Annotated in this window: 18 protein-coding genes and 1 riboswitch; of the genes, 8 read left to right on the top strand and 10 right to left on the bottom strand. The window is 63.6% G+C overall.

Translation table 11 applies throughout. From position 1 onward, the window contains the following. Window positions 1-6 precede the first annotated feature (6 nt). Window positions 7-201, bottom strand: coding sequence for a CbtB domain-containing protein (locus JWS13_RS20985; RefSeq protein ID WP_087559752.1), 195 nt, complete (start codon window positions 199-201; stop codon window positions 7-9). Between the two features lie 235 nt (window positions 202-436). Here JWS13_RS20985 and JWS13_RS20980 point away from each other — a divergent pair, with 235 nt between their 5' ends. Further along, window positions 437-1,102, top strand: coding sequence for a DsbA family oxidoreductase (locus JWS13_RS20980; RefSeq protein WP_206007333.1), 666 nt, complete (start codon window positions 437-439; stop codon window positions 1,100-1,102). Window positions 1,103-1,124: 22 nt separating this feature from the next. Here the strand turns inward: JWS13_RS20980 and JWS13_RS20975 are convergent, their stop codons facing one another. Continuing rightward, a complete protein-coding gene (locus JWS13_RS20975; RefSeq protein WP_206007332.1) occupies window positions 1,125-1,580 on the bottom strand; it encodes a hypothetical protein in 456 nt (151 codons plus the stop codon). A gap of 141 nt (window positions 1,581-1,721) precedes the next feature. On the opposite strand from JWS13_RS20975, the gene JWS13_RS20970 reads away from it, so the two are divergent. Beyond that, window positions 1,722-2,666 (top strand): DUF5996 family protein, encoded by a 945-nt coding sequence (locus JWS13_RS20970; RefSeq protein WP_206007331.1) that lies wholly within the window; start codon window positions 1,722-1,724, stop codon window positions 2,664-2,666. Between the two features lie 41 nt (window positions 2,667-2,707). Here the strand turns inward: JWS13_RS20970 and JWS13_RS20965 are convergent, their stop codons facing one another. From JWS13_RS20965 to JWS13_RS20955, 3 genes are all read right to left on the bottom strand, one after another. Next, a complete protein-coding gene (locus JWS13_RS20965; protein ID WP_206007330.1) occupies window positions 2,708-3,502 on the bottom strand; it encodes a CbtA family protein in 795 nt (264 codons plus the stop codon). Next, a complete protein-coding gene (locus JWS13_RS20960) occupies window positions 3,493-3,687 on the bottom strand; it encodes a CbtB domain-containing protein (RefSeq protein WP_005244930.1) in 195 nt (64 codons plus the stop codon). Before JWS13_RS20960 ends, JWS13_RS20965 begins: the two co-directional genes overlap by 10 nt. A 23-nt stretch (window positions 3,688-3,710) precedes the next feature. Beyond that, window positions 3,711-3,843, bottom strand: a riboswitch (cobalamin riboswitch). A 50-nt stretch (window positions 3,844-3,893) separates the two neighbouring features. Next, entirely contained in the window at window positions 3,894-4,208 is a 315-nt protein-coding gene (locus JWS13_RS20955) for an antibiotic biosynthesis monooxygenase family protein (RefSeq protein WP_206007329.1), read from the bottom strand. A gap of 32 nt (window positions 4,209-4,240) precedes the next feature. Here JWS13_RS20955 and JWS13_RS20950 point away from each other — a divergent pair, with 32 nt between their 5' ends. The 5 genes from JWS13_RS20950 (at window position 4,241) to JWS13_RS20930 (ending at window position 9,113) form a co-directional block, all read left to right on the top strand. Then, window positions 4,241-4,996, top strand: a complete 756-nt coding sequence (locus tag JWS13_RS20950; RefSeq protein WP_206007328.1) for an alpha/beta fold hydrolase — start codon at window positions 4,241-4,243, stop codon at window positions 4,994-4,996. Window positions 4,997-5,058: 62 nt separating this feature from the next. Continuing rightward, window positions 5,059-5,517 carry a helix-turn-helix domain-containing protein gene (locus JWS13_RS20945; protein WP_241032260.1) on the top strand — a complete coding sequence of 153 codons (459 nt, stop codon included), beginning with the start codon at window positions 5,059-5,061 and terminating at the stop codon, window positions 5,515-5,517. 19 nt (window positions 5,518-5,536) lie between these two features. Next, window positions 5,537-6,721 carry a VapC50 family PIN domain-containing toxin gene (locus JWS13_RS20940; protein ID WP_206007327.1) on the top strand — a complete coding sequence of 395 codons (1,185 nt, stop codon included), beginning with the start codon at window positions 5,537-5,539 and terminating at the stop codon, window positions 6,719-6,721. A gap of 120 nt (window positions 6,722-6,841) precedes the next feature. Further along, a complete protein-coding gene (locus tag JWS13_RS20935) occupies window positions 6,842-7,861 on the top strand; it encodes a methyltransferase (RefSeq protein ID WP_206007326.1) in 1,020 nt (339 codons plus the stop codon). Between the two features lie 58 nt (window positions 7,862-7,919). Continuing rightward, window positions 7,920-9,113, top strand: coding sequence for an ATP-grasp domain-containing protein (locus JWS13_RS20930; protein ID WP_206007325.1), 1,194 nt, complete (start codon window positions 7,920-7,922; stop codon window positions 9,111-9,113). A 25-nt stretch (window positions 9,114-9,138) separates the two neighbouring features. On the opposite strand, the gene JWS13_RS20925 is transcribed toward JWS13_RS20930, so the two are convergent. The 5 genes from JWS13_RS20925 to JWS13_RS20905 form a co-directional block, all read right to left on the bottom strand. Then, window positions 9,139-10,398, bottom strand: a complete 1,260-nt coding sequence (locus JWS13_RS20925) for an ATP-grasp domain-containing protein (RefSeq protein WP_206007324.1) — start codon at window positions 10,396-10,398, stop codon at window positions 9,139-9,141. Window positions 10,399-10,520: 122 nt separating this feature from the next. Continuing rightward, entirely contained in the window at window positions 10,521-11,378 is an 858-nt protein-coding gene (locus JWS13_RS20920) for an aminotransferase class IV (RefSeq protein WP_206007323.1), read from the bottom strand. Window position 11,379: 1 nt separating this feature from the next. Then, window positions 11,380-12,306, bottom strand: a complete 927-nt coding sequence (locus tag JWS13_RS20915) for a hypothetical protein (RefSeq protein ID WP_206007322.1) — start codon at window positions 12,304-12,306, stop codon at window positions 11,380-11,382. Beyond that, the gene (locus JWS13_RS20910) at window positions 12,272-15,715 is read right to left on the bottom strand and encodes an ATP-binding cassette domain-containing protein (protein WP_206007321.1); all 3,444 of its coding nucleotides are present in this window, start codon (window positions 15,713-15,715) and stop codon (window positions 12,272-12,274) included. The genes JWS13_RS20915 and JWS13_RS20910 overlap by 35 nt, the downstream gene beginning before the upstream one ends. Then, window positions 15,709-16,761, bottom strand: coding sequence for a cupin domain-containing protein (locus JWS13_RS20905; RefSeq protein ID WP_206007320.1), 1,053 nt, complete (start codon window positions 16,759-16,761; stop codon window positions 15,709-15,711). Before JWS13_RS20905 ends, JWS13_RS20910 begins: the two co-directional genes overlap by 7 nt. Window positions 16,762-16,979: 218 nt before the next feature. Here JWS13_RS20905 and JWS13_RS20900 point away from each other — a divergent pair, with 218 nt between their 5' ends. Next, complete coding sequence (locus tag JWS13_RS20900) at window positions 16,980-18,236, top strand: tryptophan 2,3-dioxygenase (protein ID WP_206007319.1); 1,257 nt, start codon at window positions 16,980-16,982, stop codon at window positions 18,234-18,236.

The raw sequence follows: 18,236 nt of genomic DNA, 5'->3' as shown, positions 1-18,236 counted from the left end.
GTGGAACTAGTGACAGGGAACTCCCAGGAGATGGCGTCCGTCGTGCATCAATTCGTGCAGGTACATGCCACTTCGGGAGATCGCACCCTGGTCGAAGCCGACCAGGTAGAGGGTGAGCAGTGCGAGCAGGACGACTCCGACGGCGATCAGCACGATTCCGGCTGATTCGACGGACTTGCTCGGTGACGAGACGTAAACCATGGCTACTCCTGGAGGAGTTCGGGTTCCGCAACCATCGGCCGTCGATTGTCCGGGCATCGCGACGAGCGCCCCTCGTTCAGCGGCACGATCGATACGACGTTACTCTCGCCGTGTCGACACCCTCACCGTACCGTTCGGTCGAATTCGGCGTACGTAAATGCACCACGTCGAACCAAGACAATCTCCGCGCGGAACGACCGGAACAGAAACCGGCACCGATCTGTTCCATTGAACTGTGACGACACAGCAAGAGCACGACGGCGACATCGAGATCGAGATCTGGTCCGACGTGGCCTGTCCCTGGTGCTACATCGGTAAGCGCCGCTTCCTGTCGGCCCTGGAGGAGTTCGAGGGGCGCGACCGGGTGAACGTGACGTGGCGGTCGTACCAGCTGTCGCCGGACACCCCGGTCGGTGAGCGGCGCACCGAACTCGATGCCCTGGTGGAGAGCAAGGGGCTGTCGGCGGAGCAGGTCCGTCAGATGTTCGTGCACGTCGCGCAGACTGCGGCCGACGAGGGTCTGCAACTGGACTTCGACACGGTCGTCGCCGCCAACACCTTCGACGCGCACCGGTTGATCCACCTCGCGGGTGACAAGCGAGATGCCGTGGTGGAGGTCCTGTTCCGCGCGCACTTCGGTGAGGGAGCCGTGATCGACGACCCCGAGGTGCTCGTCGACATCGCGTCACGGGCCGGGCTCGACGCCGACGCGGTGCGCGCCGAACTCGATTCCGGTGCCGGTGCGGACGCCGTCCGGGCCGATATAGACACCGCTCGTGCGCTGCAGGTGTCGGGCGTGCCGTTCTTCGTCGCCAACCGCAGGATCGCCGTGTCCGGTGCGCAGCCGAAGGACGTGTTCCTGCAGCTTCTGACGCAGGCGAACGCCGTGCCGGTCGACTAGCGGCGCGCGAAGTACGGGTCGACTAGCGGCGCGCGAAGTACCGGTTGGCGTCGGCCCGGAACATGAGTGCCAGTGCGGCGATCACCGCCACGAGGTGCGTGAGCCGCGCGATCGCGATCACCGCGACGTCGAGCGTCAGACCGGAGACGGCGGCCATCGGGTCGTTGCCCGCCGTCATCCAGGCGATCGGCTCCACCACGAGCGAGGCGACGCCGAAGACGCCGAGGCCGATCGCGAGGACGCCCCGCGCCCACGCCCTGCCGCTGCGGAACCGGGTCATGACGAACAACACCGCGGCGTAGACGAGGACACGGACCGCGAGTTGTCCGGCGAGTCCGGTGACGTCGGCGTCCGGGTTCTCCAGCGCCGTGGACACGTGTGCGATCGCCTCCACCACCCCGGCGAACAGGGCGAGTCCGAGCAGCCAGAATGCGCGCTCGACCGTCTGCGGGACCGAGGGTGCGGTGCGAGTGGTCATGTCCCCATGCTGGTATCGGTGACGTCGCGGCACATCACCCCGGGGAGTGGCGGCCACCCCTACCCGGGTATCGGTGCGGCACCTTGCCATCACCCCGGACGGGGAGCACATTGAAAAGCACGTCGTCGGCAGGGAGGCACTGTGCGCGAGCAGACACGATCCGGAGATGCATGGCCGGCGTTGAAGGTGGACGACTGGACGTCGACGAGGGACACCCTGCACATGTGGACGCAGATCGTCGGGAAGATCCGCCTGGCCCACGCACCGCTGATCAACCACTGGTGGCAGGTGCCGCTGTACGTGAGTCCCCGCGGTCTCACCACGTCGACCGTCCCGTACGGCGCCGAGTGTTTCGACATCGAATTCGACTTCGTCGACCATCGGCTGGCGATCCGCACGAGCACGGGCGGCACCGGGACGGTTGCCCTCGAACCGAAGTCGGTGGCCGATTTCTATGCGGAGACGATGGACACGCTGGCCGAACTGGGCGTGACGACGACCATCCTGGCCAGGCCCAACGAGGTGGAGACGGCTGTCCCGTTCGCGGAGGACACGCAGCACTGCTCGTACGACGGTGAGTCGGTGCACCGGTTCTGGCGGCAGCTCGTGCAGGCGGATCGCGTGCTGCACGAGTTCCGTGCCCATTTCATCGGGAAGGTCAGTCCCGTGCATTTCTTCTGGGGTGCGCTCGACCTGGCCTGTACCCGGTTCTCCGGTCGAAGCGCGCCGACTCATCCTGGGGGAGCGCCGAACTGCGGCGACTGGGTGATGGTCGAGGGCTATTCACACGAGCTGAGCAGCTGCGGATTCTGGCCCGGCGGTGGCGTCGAGGGCGCGTTCTACGCGTACGCCTATCCGGAACCGGACGGCTTCGCCGACTACCCGGTCGGGCCGGACGGAGCGTTCTACAGCGCGGAGTTCCGGCAGTTCCTGCTGCCGTACGAGACCGTCCGCACCGCGGACGATCCCGATGCGGCTCTGCTGAAGTTCCTGCACAGCACGTACGACGCGGCCGCCGAGCGAGGTGGCTGGGACCGGGCCGCCCTGGAGGCGGACCCGGCCCGTTGGGACGCCCACCCCACGTGAGTGGCATGGAGTGCTCCAGCACACCGTGCCACTCACATGGGTCAGGCGGCGTTCGCCGAGGCGGGCGCCGTGGCCCGGGTCGCACGCTCCGTGAGGAACGCGAACACGAGTCCGAGAACCAGCCACAGCGTGGCCTGCGTCGCGAGGGACGACAGCCGGAACTGCCACAGCAGCACTGCGGGGAAGTCGTCACCGACTTCGTTGATCGTGGGTAGCACGAGGTATCCGATGGTCGCCACCACGAGGAACGCGACTACCGGCGCCGCGATCCGCACCGACAGGAACTCCTGTGCGGCGACGGCCTTCGCCGCGAAGACGGACGCCACCACGGCGAGCAGGCCTAGCGCGACTGCGGCAAGCCACAGCCAGGTGCGCTGGTTGATCGTCTCGGGGTCTCCGACAGCGGGCGGGTTGGCGGGGTACTTGAAAAACGGCACCGCCTCGATTGCAAGCCAGCCGAACGCGGCCAGGCTCAGACCGAGCAGCGGTCCCGACAGCGTCGTCACCCGACGTGCGTAATTCGCGACGACGGCGAAGATCGCTCCCAGTGCCAGTCCCGCGAGGGACGTGGCGAGGAACAGTCCGAAGCGCTGCCCGTTGCGGCTGACCAGCGCGTCTTCCTCGTCGTGCGAGTGCCCGGCAGGCTCGTCCGCCTGGGTGGCGTCGTGCGAGTGGCCTGCGGGTTCGGCCGCGCTGTGCGATTCCTCGATCGCGATGGCCGCGTCGATGTGTGACTCACCGAGAACGAACGCGACGCCGCCGGCCAGGATGCCTGCGATCAGGCCGGCCAGCAGACCGCGGATGAGGAGTTTCGTGAAGGAATCGGTCAGTGGCATGGCAGACCCAGGAGGTGGCGCCCGTCATGCATCAATTCGTGCATGTACATGCCACTGCGCGAGATCGCGCCCTGGTCGAATCCCACGAGGTAGAGAGCGAGCATCGCGAACAGAACGATCGCGAAAGAGATGACGGCGAGGCGGGTCGTGTCGACCGACGAGCCGGGTGCGTATGCGAGTGCCATAGTTCCTCCTGGGATTTCGCGTCCCCTAGGTCCAGGCGATGGCCGCAGTATCTGGCTGTCGAGGTGGTTCCCGCTAGGGACTACTCCGATTTACAGTGGCGCGACCGCTCCGGGATTGCACCGGATTCCTGCCGAACCATCGCATTGTCCTGCGAACTTTTGCACCCGGCGGGCCGTCGTGTCAATCCTCGGCCCGCCTCCGCCGCTCAGCTCTTGTTCGCCGCCGCGACGTCGAGTACGACCTCGAACTCCAGCAGCGACGCCCCGGACGCCACCGGCTTCTTCCGCTCACCCGCGTGTGCTTCCCGGGCCGGACCGTCGCGCCACGCCGCGAATGCCTCTTCGCTCTCCCACTGCGTGACGACGAAGTAGCGCTTCTCGCCCTGCACCGGACGCAGGAGCTGGAAGCCGAGGAAGCCGGGAGAGTTCTCCACGGCGTGTGCGCGCGCCGCGAAGCGCTTCTCGAGTTCGGGGCCCGCGCCCTCGGGGATTTCGATTGCGTTGATCTTCACCACTGCCATGCGGGCGAGGTTACTCCGCTAGCGTCGGAGTGGTGGCGGGTGAGAGTGCGTTGCACGACGAGGGTGGGACAGGACAGCCGATTCTGCTGCTGCACGGGCTGATGGGCAGTGCCCGGACGTGGGGACGGCACGTGCCGTGGCTGCGCGAGCACGGTCACGTCTACACATTCGACGCCGCAGGCCACGGCAGGCCCGCACCGTCGCGGTTGACGACGGAAGCGTTCGTCGCCGACCTGTCCGAGGCGCTCGCGCCCTTCGCCGGGCCGTGGGTCGTGATCGGCCATTCGATGGGCGCCCTGCACGCCTGGTGCCTGGCGGCGGAGCACCCGGAGAAGGTGTCGGCGCTCGTCCTCGAAGACATGGCCCCCGACTTCCGCGGCCGCACCGCCGACGACTGGGCGGCGATGATCTCGAACTGGCCGCAGCCGTTCGCGACCCGGGAGGATCTGTTCGAGTTCTTCGGTCCGGTTGCCGGACAGTACTTCCTGGATTCGTTCGAGCAGCGCGCCGACGGCTGGTACCTGCACGGCGACGTCGACACGTTCCGCGACATCTCGGCGGAGTGGGGCGAGCGGCACTTCTGGGACCAGTGGGCGTCGATCACGGTTCCGGCCCTGCTGATCGAGGGGGAGTTCACCATCACCCCCGACGGCCAGATGCGGACCATGGCGGAGCGGCATCCCGGCGCCGAGTACGTCCGCATCGCGCAGGCCGGGCACCTCGTCCACGACGACCAGCCAGAGCAGTACCGGAAAGTGGTCGAGGAATTCCTCGACGGGCTCGGCTGAGAGCCACCTCGTCCGCTGCGCAGGACATTGTGTGTTCGTTTTTTTCGTTTTAGGGTTGAGGTATGGCCGCTCCGATGAACCACACGGTGTTGCCGCCGGACGCCGACGATCGCGAACTCCTCACCGCCTTGAAGTATGTTCTCGCTGGTCAGGAAGATGTGACTATCTCGACCCCGGAGGGTTCGGCGCCGTTGCCGGACAGTGTCCGGGAGTTGCTCGTCGACGCGGTCACGGCTCTGGATCGGGGGCAGGCGGTGACGGTGGAGCCGCATCGGACGGTGTTGACGACGCAGGAGGCCGCGGAACTGCTGGGCATTACCCGGCCGACGTTGGTGCGGTTGCTCGAGGCCGGGAAGATTCCGTACTCGTCGCCGGGCCGGCATCGGCGGGTGGAGTTGGCGGACGTGCTCGCCTACAGACAACACGAGCGTGCGCGACGCGGTCAGGTGTTCGAGGAGATGGCGCACGAGGAAACCCCGGACCCCGGCGACGCCGCTGACGGCTTCGTCTCGACCCGCTGATCGAGGGGCAGGGCAACCGATGGCTACCTTTCGGGTGGTTCTCGACGGGTGCGTCCTGCTTCCGCAGGTCCTCAACAACCTGCTGCTGACCCTGGCCGATGCCGAGTTGTTCCGGCCGGTGTGGACGCCGGATCTGCTCGATGAGGTGGAGCGCGACCTGGCCGGGGAGAGGTTCGGCAAGTCACCGGAGCAGGCGGCGCGGCGGGTTCAGCAGATGCGCAGGGCGTTCCCGTTCGCGGAGGAGGAGTCACGAGGGTACCGCGAGTTGATTCCCGCGATGACCAACGATCCGAAGGACCGGCACGTCCTGGCCGCGGCGGTACGGTCCGGTGCGGCATTGATCGTGACCGCCGACCTGACGGACTTCCCGCCGGCGGCCCTCGACCCGTTCGACGTCGAGGCGATCCACCCCGACGAATTCCTCTGCGATCAGCTCGATCTGGATTCGGAAGCGGTGTTCGAGCGGATACACGTACTGATCGCCCGGAATACGCTTCCGCCGCGCACGGTGGGGGAGTTGCTCGAGTCACTCGACCGGCTGACCCCACGGTTCGTCGACGCCGTCCGGGCATTGCTTGACGACCGGGACGACGCCGCGGACAGCGGTGCGGTGCCTGCGGCGTCCGTCCTTCCGGAGTTGACCGACGAGCAGATCGACTCGCTGCCGCCCGAGGTCCGGCAGACGTACCGGCAGCTTCGTACGATGGATCCGGCCGAACGGGTGCGGGTGCTCGGGCACACAGATCTGGTGAATGCGGCGTGGGCATTCCTGATGCCGGTGTGTGTGGACGGGGACCTGCTGTCGGTATGGCCGAACGTGGATCCCGACTTCCGGGCGGTGCTCGCGCAGAAGTGGGTGCGCGACAACCACTATCAGATGACCGTCGACGGTTGGGATAGTGCGACGGTCGAGGCGGCCCTTGCGGGGCCGGTCCCGGATCATCCGCTGTGGGTGCATTTCGAGCGCGTGCATCTGCGGTCGTTCCGGGCGATGCTGCCGGATCCGGCGACGTGGGGAATCGGTTCAGCGACCAGGATGGTCGCCCCGGGGGTCGAGGCGCTCTACGTGCTCGACGCCTCGGCGCTGGAGGGCGGCCTGTGGCAGCCGAACGATCCCCGGTACGTGTGCCCGGTCCTCATGCATCTCGTCGACGGGCGTTGGCTGGTACGGAATCTGGGGTCGGAGTCGGACCCCACAGGGTGAATGGTTGCCAACCCCGGGGTGCCTATCGCGCGGCGCGGCGAGGCCTCACGCTGGTGGAACGCCCGGGAGTCCGGGAGTTCCACGTATGGCTGTACTCCACGACCTATTCGAGGGCGCACAATGTATTTCGACTTCCGTGACAAGCCCGACCGTCTCTGTGTCAAAGAGATGGTTCATGGCTACAACATATCCAGCTGCTTGTTCGTAGCCGTCGAGCTGGAGCTCGCCGATCTGCTGGCGGCGGGCCCACTGGCGCTTGTCGATCTCGCCCGGCGAAGTGGAACTGATCCCGATGCGCTGAAGCGGATCCTCCGCCTACTCATGAGTGCCGGGGTCTTCTCCGTGGACGAGCAGGACACGTGCGCGCTCACGCCGCGAGCCGAGTTCTTGCGCAGGGATCATCCGGATTCGATCGCAAGCGAGGTGGAGCTCTTCGCGGGCGCAGAAACGTACCTGGCCTGGAGCGGACTGCTCCATTGCGCTCGCACGGGACAGACAGGATTCGGCCAGTACTTCGGCAAATCCCTCTTCGAGTACCTGGCCGAGCACCCCGACTCCGCCCAGCGCTTCCATCTGGGCTGGCACGAGATCTCGATCCGCGCCGGTCTCGAGACCGCGGAAGCGGTCGATTTCACGGACAATCGGCACGTCGTCGATGTCGGCGGTGGCTACGGCATCGTGACCGCCCAGCTGTTGCGCAATAACGATCATCTGCGGGGCACGATCTACGACTTGGAGTTCTCGCTGGCCAGGGCCGGTGCTACCTTGCGGGAATACGGCGTCGACGAGCGCTGTGGCATCGTGCCCGGCGACGGTTTCACAGAGGTGCCCGGCGGGGGCGACGTCCACCTGCTCAAGAGCGTTCTGCACACGATGAACGACGAAGACTCGGTGCGCGTCCTCACCAATTGCGCGAACGCACTCGAGCCCGGCGGCAGGATCCTGGTCCTGGAGCGGGTGATCAGCGAGGACGGCGGATACGTCTGGGGAAATGTGGTGGACGTCGCCATGCTGGTCATGACGGGCGGCCGGGAGCGAACCATTCACGACTATGCGCGCCTGTACGAACGCGCAGGTCTCGGACTCACCGGCAGTACGCTCCTGCCCTGCGGTTTCAGCGTAATCGAGGGCCGCAAGTGAGACCGGCCGGACGAGCACGACTTCCGGGAGTCAGCGGACCTCGGGGAGCTGGGTCGGCATGGCTCACATATTGATCGTCGGCGGACATGACGAGACTTTCCGCATGATCGAAGATCTACCGGTCGAGCTGTCTGTGTTTCAGAATTCCGAATCGGTCACCGCGCAGCAGGCCAGGCGCGCCCACCGGCTGTGCGTATTCGACTACCGCAACCAGACAGAGGCGCTCGGCAGGGCGCGGGCGCTGCACGAGTTCAAACGCATCGATGCCGTCGTGTCATTCACCGAGCACGGCCTCATTCCGGCCGCCGTGATCAAAGAGGCCCTGGGCATCAAGGGCAATGCGCGGGAAGCCGTCCGGTTGACCCGCGACAAGATCGCGATGCGCGAGCACCTGGCCGGCCGTGATCTCGGAGCTGTGCTGACCCGGAGCTGCCATTCGTCCTCCGAGGTACGGAGCTTCCTTCAGTCGGTGGGCGCCCCGATCATCGTCAAACCGGCTGAAGGCGCCGGCAGCTCCGGTGTTTTTCGCGTCTCCAGCCTCGACCAGGTCGAATCCGCATTCGCCCGCTCTCGCGGCGAGTGCCCCGGGCCGACCCTCGTCGAGGAGTTCATCGACGGCCCCGAATACAGCGTCGAATCCTTCACCACGGATGGCAGGCACGACATCATCGCGGTGACGGCAAAAACCACCACCGGCCCGCCACGGTATATCGAAACCGGTCATCTGATGCCTGCCGCGCTCGCGGCATCGGCCCTTGCCGAGCTCCGCGGACTCGTCACCGATTTCCTCGGTTCGATCGGTCATTCCTTCGGGCCGGCCCATACCGAAGTGCGTTTCGGCCCGGCCGGGCCGCGGATCATCGAGGGCAATACCCGTCCTGGAGGCGATTTCATCTGGGAGCTGGTGCTCCGTGCGATGGGTCGCGATCTGGTCCGGGAATCGATCTGTCATCTTGCCGGGCTGCCGCCGCAATCGCGCACACCCGGGCGCGGGGCGGGCTGCATCGCATTCTTTGCCTACGAGAATGTGGTGATCGAACGCGTGCAGGGCATCGATGCCGCGCGTGAGGTCGAGGGGATCATCCGGTTGCAGTGTTCTCTCGAACCAGGGCAACGCCTCGGTCCGCTCCGGTCCTCTGCGGATCGTCAAGGTGTCATTGTCGCCGTCGGCACTGATCTCGTGGACGCCGAGCGCCGGTTGGCTCAGGCGCAGGACCGGATTCGGGTGGAGACGAGTCCGCTCCCGCGCTGACCGGGAAGACTCAGGTACTGCCCGGTCAGCAAGGTGTGGGGCGTTGAGTGGGCCGCTCGACCGGTACGACTTGCACGGTCGTCAGGATCTCGCGGATGAGTGAGGTCACTGCAGAGCTCGACCGGCCGGCGACGATGCCGCTGACGGGTAATTCGAAATCGAAATAGCTCACGGTCCCCGGAAGTGAAGCGCCCGCTTCCAGCTCCTTCCATCGAACAACGTCGGGGTGGGCCTGAAACCGTTCTCCACCCGATATCGCGCAGTATCGCGACGGAAGCAGGTGACCCGGGAACATGAAGTCCCCGTAAACCTTGCTGCTCGCCGTCCTTTCGAACCACCGTTTCAGTGGATTGGTTTCGAGAGGTGACCAATCGAGGTTGCACGCCAAACCGGCCGCGACCAAGTCGATTCCCGTGGCAAGCCGGAATGTCTCCTTGATGTGTCCGCCGCCGGGGCGGGCGCCGACCTCCAGGAAAACCATTCCCTCTGCGGCCTCGATCATTTCGAGATGAAACGGGCCATTCTCGATACCCACGGCCCGGAGGTACTCGACCGCTACCATGCAACGCCCACCGTCGTCGTCGACTTGAATCGATCCCTGCGGAACTCCCTGGGCGAACTCGAGGCACGTGCCCAAATATCTGCTGGCGACGATCGCCACCGGCGCACCGGCAAGCATCACGCCATCGAAATGGAAGATCGGCCCCTCCACGTATTCTTCGAGTTGGAAGCGCTCAGGATCCCAGTCCTCCACACCTGTCGGGTGATCGAGAATCGCAGTGCCGGCGTCAGCGTAGGTGGCGAAAACGAAAACATCCTTGCTGGCGGTTCCATCGAGTGGTTTGAGCACCGTCTTCCCGGCCCAAGGAGCGACATCGGCGGACGAAGCGGCGAGCGCCTCGTCGCAGCGAACAAATCTGGGCACGCGAAGTCCGCATCCTGCGACCGCGGCTTTCATCGCTACCTTGTCGTTCACGACGTGGACCTGCCCCGGCAATACCCCTTCCACTCCGAGACTCCGCCTTATCTGCGCGGCATCCATCATCTCGTATTGGGAAACGCTGATGACTCTGTCGAAGGAATCGTCGGGGGAGAACAGGGTGCGAACTTCCTCGGCAAGACCTGCTCGACCGGGCCGTTCAACCCTCGTGCAGGGAAGGTCGGGCGGCACGGTGGCAAGTTGCGCGCCTGTTCCCACGTAGACGACATCGTGAATTTCATGATCGATTACGCGATGGTATTCGATGAAGGAATACGGAACGCGATGGAGGATGAGCAGTTTCATTCAGAAGACCCCGCTGGATGGAATGCCGATCGGCGAATTGAACGTTCACCTTCCAGTACTATCCCGGGCCGACGGATGCGAATCCAGGAACCCTGGGGGGAAAGATCGTCCACCTTTCGTGGTCACTGTCGAGTGGCGGACCTGCCGCGGGTCAAATGCCGATATTCGGTTGCAATCGCATCGACCACTGCGGACTTCGCATACCGGATCTCGTCGATGCCGGAAATCCCCATGATTTCAATCGCAGTGCCACACAGAAATGCGGCGTCGAACGCTCCGATCTCGTCGTATGCGATGTCGCGTTCCGTTATCGAGAGCTTCAGTCGCGGACACAGCTCATCGATGATCACCCTTCGGGTAATCCCGTCGAGGGCTAATTCGGCAGTGGGCGTGAACAATGCGTCGCCCTCGACGAAGAACACGTTCGAGCCGCTCGACTCGCACACAGCGTCGGCTGTCGACAGAAAGAGCACATCATCGTAGCCGTCGGCCCGCCCGCGGTGGCTCAAGTAGCTCAACGCGTAGGTAGACGACGTTTTCGCCTGATACGGGTGGCACGAGGCTGGTGCACGCCGCCACGTTGCCGTCGAGAGCCGATACTGCTCCGCGCCCGAATTCGAAGGAAAGGGCAGGGCGAACAGGACCACCTTGCTGGAAGAGCCTTGCGCTTTGAAACTCACATCGGTGTCGTCGTAGAAGACCAAGCACTTGATGTACGCATCGGCCAGATCGTTGGCCCTCACCAATTCGTGGCACGCATCAGCCAAGTCCGCATTCGAATATTGCAGGGTATGCCCGAACAACTCGGCGGACCGCCGCAACCTGGCTATGTGGTCGTCGCATTTGAAGATGCTTCCGCCGTATGTGCGGATACCGTCGAACACCGACGTGGCATACGACAACCCATGGGTGGCAGGTGACAGGCTCACCTCGTCGAATCGGACGCATCTTCCGTCCACCCAGGCTATTTCGCTGATCATCTCAGTCTCCATGTCGCGATGTCGCGTATTCCCGCATCGCCTGTGTGCGCCTTGTGTTGACCGGAATCAGCCAGTTGTCCAGGTCGACGATGTGAATTGCGCCTACCCGGACCTTGGCGTCGATGGCCCCTCGGCCGAGGCAGATGTCCGCGAAACCCAGCCGATTCGCGAATTGATACATTTGATAGTAGTCGGCGATATACAGATTCAACCCACGCGGAATTCGATCATGGTCCAGTCCCCGAACGAGTTTCGTGAATACGCCAGAGTGATCGTCGGCGTAGCTCAGTGATCCGGCCAACGGAGTATTCGAATTTTTGTCGTAGTCCAGTTTCACGAAGTATTTCTCACCTTCGGACGAGCGTGCCAGCATACGCAGCACTTCGCTCGTATAGAGGTTCTTGGCGTGTCCGTATTTGGCCACGTTCAATGCCTGAAGGCCGGCGAAGTCGCGCAGGACTCGATCGTCCTCCGCCACTTCGGAGAGACGGTGTATCTCGGTTGTGCACGCCGCCTCTGCCTTCCTGGTGAGCCTGACGATTGATTTGTATTGGCTGGCTCCTACCGCGGTTCGCAGGGCGAGGTCCACATTTCGCGAAGACCGGAAGAATGCCGCCTTCATGAAGGGAACTGCAATGACGTCGGCGCGCCGACGGCGATCAGACCTGCGCAGGGAAGGGATCAGCAACCAGTCGGCGGTCGATGCCAGGCTCGACAACTCCGCGAGTGTCCGTTCGTCGGGTTCGTCGCACACGGGCATGTAGAAGTATCCGGGTGCGACGTACGCTCGCTCGTGATGCAGGGCGTCGTCGCTGCTCACGCTGCCCTGGAGCACCGCGTTCCAGTGCGCGATGTTCCTCAGCGGAAGTTGTGGCCGTGGAACGCTGTGGCTGTTACAGAACGCATTGCGTTGAGGTAGCCATTCCATGGTCTTCCTCCTTTCCGTTCCAGTTCCGATCGGCTGTCGTGTGCGACTGGCCAGAAATCTCGAGGAGGCGTCGCTCCCCGTTGAAATGAAAGACTCGATTGGCAAGTTCGGTCAGCTCGGGATTGTGCGTGATGATGAAGAACAGCGTGTCCGGCAGGGCAGAGATCAAGGCCCGCAGTATGGAGAGTTCTGCTCCGGTACTCAACTCGGAAGTCGCCTCGTCGAGAATTGCGATCGCCGGGCGATTGATCAACAGGTCGAGGAGCGCCAGCCGCTGCAGTTCCGTCTTGCTCAGATTCAACTGACCGGTGGCGGGGACGGGCTCGTCGAATCCGGACGGTAGTCGCCCGACGACGTCTGCAACGTCGAGATAGTCGACGACGCGCGCCAATTCGAGCGGTACCGGGCTGTTGAAATGTTCGATCAGTCTTCCTGGCTTGAAGATCGGACTCGACGTCAGCAGGAGGATGTCTTCGGCGTGGGAATTCGAGACGTATCCCGTCGTCCGGCCCAATGTCGAGAGGACGCCTGTTGTCGGCTGCAGACTGCCGACAATCAGCTTCGCAAATGTCGACTTCCCGACCCCGCTCGGGCCCATGACGACCACGACGTCCCGGCTGGCGAACGACTCTGAAAGCTCTTCCAGCAGAACCGCCCCGGTGTGCGGCGCGACGTACGCTACCTCCGACAACGACACGAGCGCTGCGTCTTCGACTGCTGAGCCGGGCCGGCACGGCGCCGGGCCGATCGGAGGCGTGAGAAGGCGATCCGCGCTGTCGAGAACCTGCCTGAGGTCGACCAGACAACGGCCCACTCGGGCGAAAACAGCGATGAGGCTGTACGAGAGACTGAGCGCGAGAACACTGCTGAGGTCGGATCCGGCGCCGACCTGGACAAACACGGTTGAGCCGATAACGACCGACAGGAAGAGCACACCCATCAGGTCGAGCTTGTAATTGAACCAGCGGCGCGCGCCCGCATTGTCCATCGACGCGAAGGCGCGATTCATCAGACTTTTGTTCAGCCAATTGACGAGCGCCGAGTTGTCGCGTGCCAAGTCGAATCTCGCCGAGCTCCAGGTAATGGCCTCGACCCGCTCCAACACGGTCGACGTCGTACCGATCTCCCTGTCGTTGAAGCCCTGCAGTCGCCTTCCCGATCGCTTCGAACTGTGCCAGTAGGCGAAGCACATCCCGACAAGGGGTACCAGGACGAGAATGTTCTTGCTCAATACGAACGCGGTGGTCGTGAGCAGCAGCGTAACCGCACCCAGCGTATTCAGAAGTACCTCTGGCAGAAGTTCGTCGATACGTCGTTGATCCCATGTCAGTTTGCTCTGATAGTCCTGATCGACCTCGTCGAAGGCCGACCTGGAGGGCTTCGGACTCATGACGGTCGAGAAGTAACTCCGACACTTTCGGGATGCCGCCCTGATGCTGCGCTTGACTATGAACAGGGAGGTGAAAATCGACAGGAGTGCGCCGGCCGACAGTGCGGCGATGAGGGTTGTCGCTGCTGTTCGCGCATTCGTGGTCGAGATTCCGCTGGCCGCGGTGTAGTCACCGACAATCGTCAGAACGTCGCGGCACGCAAACAGGAAGCATGCGACAACCGCGACCTTCGCGATGCCCAGGCTCATCAGACTGCGGCGTGACGAGGTCGAGGACTCCGGTCGGTCCACGGCCTCGGGAGGGCGAGCGACCGACCGATCCTCATGAGCAAGAGGCTTTCTGCGGTCCCGAACAGGATGCGTCGCACGTGGTGTGAGGTTTCGTATCACCTCCACGACCTCGCCTCCGGCCACTACCCATATCTCGTCCGCAGCTTCTTTCTCATCGGGTTTGTCCGTTGCGTAAATGACCGTGGTGTCGTGCCACGGCCCGTGCAGAAGCGTGGCCAACAGCCCATTTGCCAGGTCGTCGTCCAGCCCCGCTGTGGGCTGATCCAGGTACACGAACTTCGGTTCGGCCAATATTGCCCGTGCCAGTTCCAGCCGCTTCCCCTGCCCACGGGACACGTCCCAGCCCTCGGTCCGGTCGCGTGACTTGCTCGAGAGGTAGTCACCGTAGAAGGTTTCGGGAAGTCGGGACAGTGTCAAGGCGCGACGGGCCTCGTCGTCCGTGAATTCGCTTCGATAGAGACATAAATTCTCGTAGAGCCCGCCAGGGAATATCCACGGTTCATCCGGTACGAAGAGCGTTTTGTCGTTCACTTGGCTGCTCCGGCGTGCACCGATTCTCAGAACGGATGTCTTGCCACTGCCTGCGGCGCCGACGACGGCGATGTGCTTCGCCGTTGTCACCGGTAGGCGCGTTGCCGTCGCATCGGTGTCCAGCGGATGGGGACTGGACAGATACTTCGCGACGTTGGTGTGCCCGACGATGCCCTGGGACAGGCTCTGAACAATGAAGGGGATATTGTTGGCGACGGATTTCAAACCTCCGACCAGCGCCATCGTGGACAACAGGCCCGCTGGATCGACGTAGCCGACGTGGGCCAACTGGGTGAACACCGCAGCAAGCATGGCAATGATCGGAGTGAGCGTCGATATGAGATTGATCCGCGCGACGAGACGCGCCGCTTTCAGGAGCGCGCGCTCCTCGCCGCCTCGCTTGTCGGCATAGCGCCGAAACAATTCGTCGTTCCAGTTCTTGAGCCACGCGAGCAGGCGATTGTTCAGCGAAAACAGGCCGACGTCGATGCGATCTGCCGCCGTCGCCGACAGTGCAGCGTGCGCGGCATTCAATTGTTTGGCGTTCCAGTAGATCACCACGGAACTGACGAGAATCACCGACAGTGCTGCCAGAGCACTCGGTCCCAGCGCCACGAAGAAGTACACAGAGGTGAAGGTGACGGTTGCGAGTGCCAGAATGATGAAAATGAGTCCTGACCACGCATTTTCGATGCGTCCTGCCTCCCGGTCCAGCAGCGTGACCAGGTCGGCCGGTTGGCCGGAAGGGGTAACGCTGCGCTTCTTGTGCAGCAGTCGTTGTTCGATGTATGTCCGGGCTCCGATGCCTACCACGTCGGCTTGCATGAAGGTGTGATTCAACGCAAGCCACGCCAAGTACGTCAGCACGATGCAGGTGATACCGAGCGTGAGGTTCGTCGTCAGCGCTGAACCGCCGTCGACGAGGTGCTGGATCAGCGATTTCAGAGTGATCGCGGCACCGAAGGCGCATCCTGCATTGATCGCGATGGCCACGAGTCCGAGCATGATGTCACGACGAAGTCCGCCGAATACGGATCTGCTGAGTCGTTCGCCTCGAGGCGCGTTCACGCTGTCCCGCTGCGCGGCGTCACACCACCGCTGCCATCTGGCAAGGTGCGAGGCGTTGGACGAGGGGGTGAGCCGAGTTCGGGGTTCGGGAACCTCGAACCAGACGATTTTCCCGAGGACGCTCAGCATGTGGAGTATGTGGGGACCGCCGTGTCGGCCAGAGCGATCGACGCGATTCTGTCGCACAATTGCGTGATCATCTTCCATCCCTCGGCGAGTGCTTCGCGGAGTTCCCGGATCTCGGCCTGCGTTGCTCGATCGAGCAGATCGATCCCCATGGTCACGTGCTGACCGTCGTCTTCTCCGTGTTCTTGGAAGTGCGGAATTGCCGGAAACGCTCGGGCCGCTTCGCGGTGCCAGATTTCGCCACTACCTTCCAGCACCACATGCATGAGCAGAGTGCGCACCATGTCGTTCCGGTACAGCATTTGATGCCTGAACCACTCCATTGTCGATACGAACGTCTCATCGGTGACCGGCGCGTGCGCTGACCCCCGTTGGTTGCGCAGGTTGTCGTTGTGGCCCAGTTCCTCGACCAGATGGTCGAGCGCCACCTGCTTGTGCGCAGTATCGGTCGTCATCGCGACACGCAGGTGCAGCAGGTCCTGAAACACGTCCGACCAGGTTTGCTGGCAGTCGAGCAGCCGTTCCCGTACGTGTGGGTTGTCGAAGGAGGGGTCGTCGATCAGCCGCAACAGGTTGCTGGTTCCGAATTGCTGCAGGTACTTCTCGTTGTCCGCCAGGAGCACAGCCGCCGGATTCGGTACCTCGCGCGCAAACATCGCGTTGGGCTTCTCGGCGTCCTCGTAGAGTGCCTTGCCGTTGAACTGGATCGAGAGCGCCCAGAAACCGTCCCGGGTTCCTTCGAAGCCGTGCCAGGAGTCCCCGGGGACGAGGATCATGTCTCCCGCACCGACCTCCTGCTCTGCACTGCCCAGCGTTCGTCCGGAGCCCTCGCAGATCAGGATCAGGCTGGGCTCCGGGTGCTTGTGCACCGCCAGCACCTCACCGCACTCCAACCTGACCCAGCTGATCGCGACATTGCTGGAGGTAGGAATGAATTGCGCCAACTGAGGGTGCCGGCTGAATATCTTGACGACACCCAGGTTGTGGACGGTCCCGCCGACAACGGCTTCGTTGATCGTCTCGAGTGCGCTTCTGGCGATGATGTGCATAGATTTGTTCCTTCTCTGGGATCGACCGGCCTCGAGTTCTGTAGCGCTCCCAATCCTGGGCACGTGCCTGCCGGCCGCACAGGCACCCCAGGGTTGAAAATGTCACCCCCTCAAGCGGAAAGGGTGTCGAGAAGTCTCCCTAGGGTGACTATCCGCATTCGCCGCGCGCCGCCGAAGATAGCTGAACACCGCAGTACGGATGAGAGGCGAGTTTCGCATTGATTTCCGAAACGTTGCTCGAAGCCGAGCAGAAATTTGTTCGTTCCGGCGTGATCGGCGTCGGGGGCACGTGCCTTCAGGCCGCTGAAGCGACGACCGATGAATTGTCCGGCCGAAATATCGAGAATGCGCTCCGGCAATGGGAATCGGGGCACGCGGAGTTTCCCCACACGGCTCTCGCGGCCCATTATCAGACAGTCGGGCGTAACGGGGTCCGGCCCCACCTGGTTGCCATGCTGCGAAACTTCCATGGCAACAACCGTGCGCATCATGTTCTCGGTGCCTGGCTGCCGATGACGTTCGACGCGCAGAACGGCGACTACCTGTCCTATGTCGGGCTCGACTATTTCGACCAGGTCGTCCGGTCCGATGACGCGCAGCGCGTGGACGCATTCGTTGCTGCCGCGGCCATGGACCTCGCGTTGCTGGAGGCGCGAGCCCTCGGGAGGTCGGCACATGCACCCCAGGTGGCCAGGGCGCGCGCAGCGACACGTGTTGTGACCCAACTCGACAGGCTCGCACCCGATTTCTCGCTCGATCCTTCCGTGGCTGCGGCGGGTCTTGCGGCATTGGCTCAGACGGGAGCCGACTACAGTTCGTTTGCTTCGGTCGCGGCGCCGGCGCTGAACGGTGTCCCCGAGGAGATCGGAAGTGCAGTCCGGCTGACGTTGTTACCGACGACTCGCCTGCACGACGAGCAGATGTTCATCCGCTGCATCCAGATCTTCGAAGGTCTGTATCGGCAAGTCGCGACAGCAATTTCGAGGGCGATCGTTGACGTGCGCCACGGTCTGGCCGCAACGGCAAAGGATCGCCTCGACCGGGCATCGATTCGCCTCGAAGCGGTTCCTGCGCTCTTCCGGGTTCTCACGACGATGCCGGTCGACGCCTTCGCGATCATTCGCGGCTTCACCCATGGGCGGAGCGCAGTGCAGTCGCGCGCATTTCGTGAGATCGAGTTCGCCTGCGCTCCAATCAATCCCCGTGACTGCGAGCGCATGGGGAATATCGATGTCGGGGAGGGCACGTTGCAGGACGTCTATCTCGCGATGCGGAAGACGCATCCGGATGCGGGCGTTGTCGAGGAGTCGATGCGGCGCCTGGACCGCGCGTGGGTTGCGATGAAGCGCGGCCACTGGGGTATCACCCTGAAAGTCATCGGAACGGTACCTGGTACCGGCGGGACGGCAGGCGCGTCGTATTTAAAACATGCTGCAATGATGTCACTCTTCCCGCGGCTGTCCGAGGTGGCGTGA

Origin of the sequence: Rhodococcus pseudokoreensis, from assembly GCF_017068395.1 — a bacterium.
GTDB lineage: Bacteria > Actinomycetota > Actinomycetes > Mycobacteriales > Mycobacteriaceae > Rhodococcus_F > Rhodococcus_F pseudokoreensis.
The sequence above is the reverse complement of the archived record's forward strand: the minus strand, read 5'-3'. Positions and strand labels throughout refer to the sequence as shown.